3 protein-coding genes are annotated in these 10,362 nt (G+C 45.7%); all 3 read left to right on the forward strand.

Annotated elements, in window-relative coordinates; translation table 11 throughout:
• Positions 1 to 93: 93 nt before the first annotated feature.
• The 3 genes from AC3Y2E_RS26050 (at position 94) to AC3Y2E_RS26060 (ending at position 10,315) form a co-directional block, all read left to right on the forward strand.
• Positions 94 to 1,179 carry an MraY family glycosyltransferase gene (locus AC3Y2E_RS26050; protein ID WP_379215633.1) on the forward strand — a complete coding sequence of 362 codons (1,086 nt, stop codon included), beginning with the start codon at positions 94 to 96 and terminating at the stop codon, positions 1,177 to 1,179.
• A 265-nt stretch (positions 1,180 to 1,444) separates the two neighbouring features.
• Positions 1,445 to 6,763, forward strand: coding sequence for an S-layer homology domain-containing protein (locus AC3Y2E_RS26055; protein ID WP_379215635.1), 5,319 nt, complete (start codon positions 1,445 to 1,447; stop codon positions 6,761 to 6,763).
• Positions 6,764 to 7,222: 459 nt separating this feature from the next.
• On the forward strand, positions 7,223 to 10,315 hold the full coding sequence (locus AC3Y2E_RS26060) for a hypothetical protein (protein WP_379215637.1): 3,093 nt from the start codon (positions 7,223 to 7,225) through the stop codon (positions 10,313 to 10,315).
• The last annotated feature ends 47 nt before the right edge of the window (positions 10,316 to 10,362 follow it).

Below are 10,362 nucleotides of genomic sequence, written 5' to 3' on the forward strand. Positions count from 1 at the left end.
CCTCAGGATTGGGAGTATAATGGGTCCGTTGGTCTATTAGAAACGAATTTTTGGGGGATATGCAGACAGATTGATGGGGGTGGGGAAAGTCGGATGGAGTTTTACTACTACGGCATTGGATTTATCGCAGCATGCGTATTAGCCGTCATCCTGACGCCTGCAGTAAAAAGGTTTGCCTTCTTTGTCGGAGCGGTCGATAAGCCGAACCAGCGCAAAGTACATACGCGCATCATGCCGCGTCTTGGCGGACTAGCCGTATTTTTGGCATTCGTAGGAGCTTTTTTCGTCATCGCGCCGATGACGGATGATTTAAACTGGAGAGTCGCATCCGCTCTGCTGATCGGTGGGTCGATGATCGTGCTGGTCGGGGCGCTTGACGATAGATTCGATTTGTCGCCGAAGACGAAGCTGCTGGTCGAGATTCTTGCCGCGCTTGTCATCGTGTTTTATGGAGATATTCAGATCGATTTGGTCAACTTGCCGTTTGGCACCGAATTTGAAACCAAATGGTTAAGTGCGCCGCTTACGATTTTCTGGATCGTTGGCGTTACGAATGCGGTTAATCTCATCGACGGATTGGACGGCCTGGCAGCCGGCGTGTCCGGAATCGCGAATGCCACCATGCTTGTTATGGCGATTATGATGGGCAACGTGACGGTCATTTTGTTTAGCGCTTTGCTGCTGGGAAGCATCATTGGGTTTTTGTTCTACAACTTCCACCCGGCCAAAATCTTTATGGGCGACTCGGGGGCGCTGTTCCTCGGTTTTTGTCTGGCTACACTTTCGGTGCTCGGGTTTAAACAGGCGACGCTCGTCTCGTTTATCGTGCCGATACTGATCTTGGGCGTGCCGCTGTCGGATACGTTTTTCGCCATTGTGCGCCGGAAGGTGAACAAGCTGCCGATTTCGGTCGCGGACAAAAACCATTTACACCACTGCTTGCTGCAAATGGGCTTCGGCCATCGCAAGACGGTGCTCGTGATTTATGGAATCTCGATCTTCTTCGGCTTGTGTGCCGTTCTGATGTCGCAGACGTCGCAGTGGGTCGCGCTCGTTTTTGTCGCAGTCATTCTATTCGTTCTGCAGCTTGGGGCCGAGGCGATCGGCATCGTCAGCAAGGGCAAGCGTCCTGTACTGAATTTGTTTCTGCGGGCGCGTTCGAAGAACGTGACGAAGTAGAATATAGAGGAGATAAGCAAGAAATCCCAGGCGCTGAAAAGTCTGGGATTTTTTTGTTGCCCTCTTTTTGCACATGCTCTAAAATTTCGACTCGTTTCGACCGATAACAAAACTATTGGAAACTTTTCATGCGGGTCGGACGTCTAATGCTGTTGGAAAACCGCACATGCAGAGGAAGGAGTAGGAAGGAACTGATAGTAGGCGACAGGCAATTACCAAAACCCGCGCAACATGCACCTATTCGTTTTATAAGGAGGAACCGGCTTTGAGAAAGACCTACCGAAAATGGATGAGCATCGTTCTTATCCTGACTATGATGATGAGCCTGCTTCCGGCCATGTCCGCGGTTGCGGCGACGGCAAGGATCAGCATCACTCAGCCAAGCTACGTAACTGACACCCAGCCGGATGTGAACGCAGCTGGCGTACCGCGTATTACATCGCTGCCGTATACGGTTCGCGCCACAATTGAGAATATAAGTGATTCTCAAATTGCAGAGATTTACTATGAAGTGACCAATATGACGACGACCAAGACTCCGATTGTCGAGAAGGCCAATAAGGCCCAGAAGACCAGTCAATTCGATATTGTATTTAATAATGTTCAGCTTACAGAGGGGTTGAACCGGATTGTCGTTAAGCTGGGTACCTCCAGTGTTATTACGTCAGCTCCGGCCTGGGTGTACTTTACTCCGACTACAGCGCTATCGACGATTAATGTAAACGGCGTTCCTTTCGAGGACGGAAAAATATACCCGGATAATCCAACGCAATCGACGATGATTAACATTTCCGGCAGCGCTCCTAACGCATCAGAAGTGCGGGCTTACCTGGAAGGTGACGCTCAGCCGAAAAATGCATTTATCAATAATGGGGATTTCTTCTTTCTTGCCGATGATATCAACAAACCGCAGTCTACGGCCAGCATGAAGCTTCGGCCAGGCGACAATCCGATGACGATTATGGCGGTTAACAGCACGAAGACGTATCAGACGAGCAAGAATCTGATCTATGACAATGGCAAGCCCTTCGCTTTTAATGCAAAGATCAAAGAAACGGCAAACGGATTAGAGAAGGAATTGATCAAAAGCCCGACGGTCTCATCCAATAACGTGACGATCTCCGCGCTGTTGAAGAATGATCTGACGACTGCCGGTACGCTCCAATATAATTTTGTGGAGGTTCTGGTTGGGGGGCAGAAGTTTGGCCCTTACAACCTTTCGGGAGCTCAAGTTGCACCAAAGGCAACGGGTATTTCTCCAACCATTATTGCGAATTCACATAGTGCGACACATATTATTGTTACTGGTGAAGAACTTAGCATGAGTAACAAGCTGCATCTTACAGATAAAGCTGGAGTAGCTGTTGGAACGGGGATATCCCCTGTTCACGTTAATGCCACAAAGACAGCGGCGGTTTACCCCTTGGCGGCAGACACTTTAAAACAGGCTAATAGCCCGTATTATGCAATTGTTAAGGATGGGACTACGGAACTGAGCGCACAGCCGTTCACGATTACGGTCTCGAACGCTACGGCCCTGCCGGTTATTACTGGGGCGACGAATATTACTAGCGATGTAACTATTGCTCCTCCTAAATTAGGTAAGGCCGGAGACGATTTGACTCAAACCGCCAGATCCATTACACTGAACAGCCCCGTGAACGCAAATGAGCTCACGCTGGCGGTAACGGATCTAAAAGGGCAGCCGGTTGGAACGGCTGCAGCGAATTTAGTTGGCGGTAATTATGATTTCACGATTCCGGCTATTCAGACGGAAGGGCTGTACAAATTTAAAGTTATTTTTAATGGTTCTGTTCTTACCGAGCGTACCTTTATTATCGATAAGAAAGACCCGACTGACCCGTCGATTTCGATGACTGGCCAGACCGGAATCGCACAAAGCTCCTCTCCTACCACTCTGTATTTTACGGGTACGGATTTGGGGACGATTCCAGGCGACTATACTGCTGCGAGACTGATCAATCAGGATCCGGCCAAATCGACCAATGTTATCACTGCTGCTATCAGTGAAGTTCGCGACAACGCGATATTGGTCAACATCCCTAATCAAAGCGCACTTATACCAGGCGATAGCTATAAGCTAGAAATTACAAAACAATTAAGATATCCGGATGGAACGACGGCAGGCGCACCTTCTAAAACCTATACGTTTGGTACCTCTGTTGGCAATTCTGTCTATGCCCAGTTGGCAGTTCCGACGGCGACTATTTCCAGCGTTACGATTCCGCAAGTTCGGCCTACAGAATTGAGTACCATGACCATTACCGCAGCAGGTACAGGGCTTTCAACAGGCTTGTCCGCTACGGTAACGAACGAAGATGGAACTATGGCTAGGAATGCAAAGCTGGTTTCTGTAGCACCGACATCAGACTCAGCAACTTTCGACTTTTCGACGATTCCGACACTTCCAGCGGGGAACTACTTCTTCCGTATTGCACATAGTGGAGTGCTGATCGGGCAATACCCGTTTAGTGTAGTAGATCCATATCCAGGCGGATTCGTGGAGATGAAAGACGGTTCCAATGAAATTCTCGTTTCAGGGACGAATTTCGGGGCGAATTCTCCTTCTTTGAGAACGGCTTATCAATTGCGTTATACACCTACGGACAATCCAGATCAATATACGAATATAGCCGCAGATCGGATTGAAGCTGGAAGAAAAATTTATTTCAAGAAGCCGGGCACACTGTCGGGCGGAAGCTATACGATCGAACTGCTATATAACGGACAGCCTGTAGGTAATCCATTTAGTTATACGAATAGCGGTGCGGCCTCTAAGCTGAGCGAAAACTCTTCCTGGTCGAGACCCGGACGCTACAAAGTTTACGATTTTTCCGCCGACTTAACGATCCCTTCGGATCGGAACCAAGTCGTTCAATTCCGATTCTACAATATGTCGGACGATGATGTGCCTGCTACAAGTTTTAACTTTAGCTATGTTGACCCTAATTTGCCATACGTAGAGTATGTAGAAAGTAACAACGTCCGTTTATCCGATGCTAGTACGAACACTTTATCTGAGCTGCCTGCAGTAATAAAAATATATGCCAACAAGCTTACACAGGGTATGAACGTATATGTCGGCGAATATTTGGCGAGTTCTACACCTAGCGACACGTTGACGGGAGACACTTCGGGAGCCGTGTATAATGTATTCACGCTTACGCTTCCTGAAACCACACCTAACGGATCGCGAAAAATTACGCTTGTACCTAAGACTACGGCAACCAATGACAAAAACGGAGAGAATTTGTCCGGACGTAAAAGCTACGACTTTATCGTTACGAACACGCCATACATTATTTTGAACAACGTCTATAATGGAATGGTCGTTAAAAATCCAGGGACGGATATAACTTGTAGCCGGGGTGGAGGCTGTGTATCCGGTCGGATTGTTAATATACCGATTCCAGACGGAACAAGCAACAAGGTTGAGATTTATGTAAATGAAGCAATAAACACGACAGCTATCTTTGACGGTAACACGTTTACTTTTATGCTCGGTGCTCTAAATGAGGGCCGTAACAAAATCAAATTCAATATCATTATCAATTCCGTACTCGTGGCAACTAGTGAGTATGAAATATTCCAGTTCAGCACAGATGCGCCGGAGTTCCTTTCGATAAAACCGATTGAAACTGGCGATGTTAAGAAGTTTGTGCCTGGAACTACTCCCGAATTGTTTGCGACAAGCGAATCGTTTGTATCGTTCTCCGGTCAGTTTGCCAATGGATCGGATATTCGGATAACGACCCGTACCATCGATGAAAATAACCTGTCGGTTGTTAAGTTCGACCGTCGTTTTGGGGCAGGTTTTGGAACAGCGGAGCCGGCTGCTAATAACCCTAACTACTTCAGGTCAATCAATGGGGCTGTCGGTCAGTTTGAGTCGAACCTGATTCCTCTGGCACCTAAAGGCCAGACGGTGTTCGAATTTTCCGTTACCAATGCCTCGGGAGTAACCGTCACCCGGACGATTACGATTGTCCGCGAACCGTTGCCATACGTGATCAAATCGCCAGTCCTAACCAAAAATACAAATGGCGAAGATCAGGCAACGATCAACAGCAACTATTTGGAGATTGAGCTGGAAGCGGAAGGGGCGACTTCTGTCGTATTCGGCAAAGAAGCTGCGGTCGAACGTGAAGTCAACGACAACGGTATTAAAAAGAAGCGTTATTATTATGAAGTAAAAGATCTGAAGTCCGGTAAAAATTCGATTAAATTTACCGTTAACCGCGGTAAAGACAAAATCAATGGCAGTTTTGTTTTGTATAACGTCAATACAACCGTCGACGGGGCCCAGTTCAAAACGGCTTTGAAACCGACGATGACTGCCTTTAACGGCGAAGTCACGCTGAAGTTCCCGAGAGGAACCAACTTCATGCGCAATGACGAGAATGCTGTTAACAAATATTTAACGTCCGATCGTAAAATATTGTTCGGCATTGCCAACAGCTTCGATGGCCGTGTAGACAAGTATAAACACCCGGCTCCGTATGACAATCAGTATTCCAATCCGAATCCGATGATCTCCGGTTTGGGCAAACTAATGCTGACCGAGCCGACGGCACGTTTCCGTCCTGCCGGTAATCTGATATGGATTGACGCCGGTACGATTAAAGAAACGGAAACCGATATGGTCAAAGCGCTGAGCGGCAGCGGCCGTTTGCCGTACGATCAGGAAGAGTTCTATGTAAGAAACGGTAAAGACCAAGTGATACCGACCCAACGAGGAACGCTTACCCTTAAGTATGATCCGGCGATTCGCGATGATGCCTGGAAGTATTTGACTGTATATCACTTCGATATTTATGAAGATTACACAGGTATTGTTCAATGGCGTTGGAAAAACATCGGCGGGGTAGTAGATGCGGCTAAAAACACCATCACCGTTCCGGTAGACACGTTCGGGTATTATCAGGTTATGTATATGGAACACAGCTTTGACGACGTTACCGGGCATCCGTGGGCGCGCAACGAGCTGGATACGTTGTATGCCAGAGGAGTCATGTCGAATCAGGAGAGCTCCAATTTCGTTCCGAACGCTCCGATCACTCGCGGCGAATTCGCTACGATGCTGGTGAAGATCTTTGATATTCCGCTTCAATACTCGGATGTTCCTACGTTTACAGACGTCACCCGAGTCAACCTGTTGACGCGTCTGTACGACTACAAGTATATCGAGACGGCTGCTAAAGCCGGTATCGTCCGTGGTGCCGCTCAAGGCCGGTTTATGCCTGACAACGCGATCTCGCGCCAGGATGCCGCTGTTATGATTGCCCGTGCGGCCAATCTGAAGCTGCCTTCGGAAGCCGATCAAAACAAGCTGATTGCCAGCTTGCGCAAGGCTTTTACAGATGCGGACAATATTGATGTATACGCGAGAACTGCGGTAGAAGCCGTTGAGAAGGCTGGTTTTATCGAGGGAAAAGAGAACGTATTGCTGCAAGGACAAAAGAAAGCGACCGTACGTTTCGATCCGCTCGAAACCTTTACGCGTGCAGAAGCTTCCGTTGTTGCGATGCGCGTTATGCGCAGCCAAGGCAAAGTGCCGAAATAAGCTGTTTAAACAAGCTGTTGGATGTTAAATCCTCAGCTTGTTTTTTTTATGAACGATTGGAGGTTACATGGAAAATACTTAGTAATGACGGATGTGATAGATGCAGGTATACTTAGTTTCGTAGCCGACACGATATACGCCAAGACATACGCTACGACGGATAATCCGAAGTTGGTGATGAACGGAACACATAAGAAAAATTATTTTTCAAAACGTCGCAACTTTTACCGAAACGCTGCGTTTATATAGGTGGAACATGAAACACAGCGGCACAAACCTGAACGCAGTGGGACATTTTCTCAAATTATGCTTTACGGTAATGATGCACCATTGTATAATGTTAAAGTGGTGTCTACATTTCTAGCTATCTATTTCGACAGTTTACTAGTTTCTGCGACAGAAGTTGCAGAGTCCCAATAGGAAGTAGTGCTCGACTCTGGGAAGGGGGTGAATCGGCCGATGAGTAATAAGAGCTTACAAATTAAATTAAACTCTCAAACATCGAATGTAAATCGAGGAGGAGAAAAAAAGGTTATGAAGAAAAGTTTGTCTGTACTCGTAGCAACAGCTATGGTGTCGTCCATGTTCGCTTCGGTTGCATTTGCAGCTGAGCTGACGACTCAAGAAAAATTGGATGCTCTGATCGCTGCTGGCATCTTTGATAAAGACGGTACTGGTCAAGGTTCCGAACTGGAAGCTAAGATGTCCCGTGAGCAACTCGCTAAAATCGTTGCTTTGCTGAAAAAACTGGAAGTTCAATCCGGTACTAGCTACACTGACGTAGCTGCTGACCGTTGGTCTGCTGGATTCATCCAAGCCGTTTCCAAAGTGAAGCCAATGATCATGGACGGAGTAGCTGATGGCGTATTTGATCCGTCTGGCGACGTTACTCTTGAGCAACTGGCTACTGTAGCTGTTCGCGCTTTGGGCCTGACAGTTAAAACTGACGCTGAAGTAAAAGGTGATGTATCCGACTGGGCTAAAGGTTATGTAGCAACTGCAGTTGCTAACGGCTTGCTTCCTGACGCTGCTAACACTGACTTCACGAAGCCAGCGATCCGCGCTCAATTGGTAGAAGCTACTTACGCAGCTAAAGAAGTTTTGGCTGAGATGGAAAAGCCAGCTAAGGTTTCGGTCAAAGAGGTTAAAGCAACAGGCGTTACTACTGTCCAAGTAACGTTTGACAGAGATGTTGCCGATACTGCAAAAGCTGAGTTTACTTTGAAAAAGGGAACTCAAAACGTAACGATCGACACTGCGGCTACAAAATGGTCTGAAGATAAGAAGACTGCAACACTAAAGCTTAAAGATATGAAGATCAGTGCTGGTGAATACACCCTTACTTTCGGTGGCATTGGATCTGACAATATCGGTACAGCTACAGGTAGCTTCACAGCTGAAGATGAAAAAGTTGTAAAACTTGACTTTGTTAATCCAAGCGAAAAAGTTGCAAAATCGAGCAGCGTTATTATTAAGCTGAAGGCAGAAAACCAATATGGTGAATTGGCAACAATTAATGGTGGTAGCTACACGGCTTATGTAGCTGGAAATACTGCCAATATTACCAGAAATCAAGACACAGGATACTTAGAGTTGAAGTTAAACACTAAGATCAAAACTTTTGGCTCTCCAAATGTAGAGTATCAATCCGAGGTTGATGTAATTCCTGTGACGGTGTTCTTGGCAAGCTCTTCATCCAATGTTCAAGTTCAAAGAACGTTCAAAGTTGGCGTTGAGCCATATGTTACAAAAATCGGTTTGGGTACGATTAAATACCCTAATGCTAAAGATTCTTTGAATACCAAAGATGAAGTAGCAGAAATCCCGATTGAGCGTTTTGACCAATACGGAGATATTATTAGCTATAGCGAATCTTATGATGCAAACTTCAAAGAGCGCTTGAAAGCCGATGCAATTATAACTCCTTATTCCTTTGATTCTCTTGAGCTTGTTGATAAAGGCGCCGCTATCACTTCGGACAATTATGACAAAGTGAAAATTCAACTCAAGAAGAATATTGAGAAAAGCGGAGACTACATTGTAACAGTATTTGTAGGGGCTGCTTCTCAAACAGCTACATTGAAAGTTAACTCCACTAAAATTGCGACAAAGGTTGAGTTTGGTTCTTTCAGTGGATCTCTGGCTAATGGCGATGTAGATAAGTACATTCCTATCGTTGCATACGATGCTGAAGGAAAACAATTGTCTGCCCAAGAAATTGCTGATAACGCAGCGGCTGAAAGATTCAACATCTCCATCTCCGGCGCTGATTACAACAGTGGTAAAAACGGAAATGCAGCGGTTGTACAAACAGGGGAGCACAGAGGCAAGATTAAACTGGATAAGGTTACAGCTTCCGCAAAAGGTATTGTCCACATCAACTTGGGCATTTACTCTGCAAATATCCAGGATGGTAAAACTGTAAGTATTCCTGTTCAAGAAGCGCGTAAACCAGAAGTTCTTGCTGTAGACGGTAGCAAACCTGCTCAAAAAGCTGTTGAAGGCGGAAGCACTACTTTCAAGATCTTTGTAAAAGACAGCAACGGAGAGAAGCTTCCTAAAACTATTGCTGCTTATGAAAATGACTATAAAGTACGGGTGACTGTAACTGGTGGTACCTACGCAGCTTTCACTGGTTTAGATGCAGCTTATGAGGTACAGCCGGGAGTTTATGAATTTAAAGCTACAGAGTTTGAAAAAATGAATAGCAAGGAATTAAAACTTGTTGCCGGTTCAGCTACTGGAACAGCAAAAATTAAAGCTGAATTGATTGACACTAGAGTTGCTGGAAATCCAGTTGTGTTGTCAACTGTTGAGAGCTCGCAACAAGTGTTACCAATTAACACTGAATTGACTTATAGCGTTGCCGCTATTAAAGATCTGTATGCAGCACGTGATAGCGCTCTGACTCCTGCGGGCGATAAGAAGCTTGATTACGCTGCTGATGGTTGGGCGTTCGACAGCAATATGGCCAGAAAGCTTTCTGTAACCGCAAAAGATAAGTCTGGAGATACTGTGGCTATACCTGCCGGTCGTATTGCAAGCGCAACTAGCTCGGAGAATACTGTAGCTAATGCTGTTTACTCTGCAAGTGAAGTGAAGGTTATTGGTAACAAATCTGGTACAGCAACAATTACTGCAGTTGTTAAAAAACTGGACGGAAATTCTCAAGATTTCTATCTCACAGTAAATGTTAAAAATGATGCAGTTGTAGCTAGTACTATCACAGCAGGAAATACTGCTGCTCAGACACTTACTGCAGCTAATCTCGACTATACTGCTACCAACACCAATAAGAAATATGCATACAATCTCTTTGACTTGAAAGTAACTGACAACTATGGTATTGAATACAAAACCACCAACATCTATAAGTATAGAAACTTCATTGGCGTTCAGTACTTGGCTAGTGATGTAAAGGGTGGCGGATCTGTAAGTATCAGTCAAGAAGGTGAAATAACTGTAAGTGGTACTGTTACAGGATTCACTCTTAAAGCTATCACAAGCAACGGCAAATCGGTATCTATCGATGTAGTTGGACCTAATTCTTAATAAAAACAAAAAGGACCCATATGGGTCCTTTTTGTTTTTATTAAGAA

The organism is Paenibacillus sp. MAH-35, assembly GCF_058135425.1.

What these genes read in the sequence shown, in the direction of transcription:
- AC3Y2E_RS26060 (WP_379215637.1), top strand. Translation starts at nt 7,223, where the DNA reads ATGAGTAATAAGAGCTTACAAATTAAATTAAACTCTCAAACATCGAAT.
- AC3Y2E_RS26050 (WP_379215633.1), top strand. Translation starts at nt 94, where the DNA reads ATGGAGTTTTACTACTACGGCATTGGATTTATCGCAGCATGCGTATTA.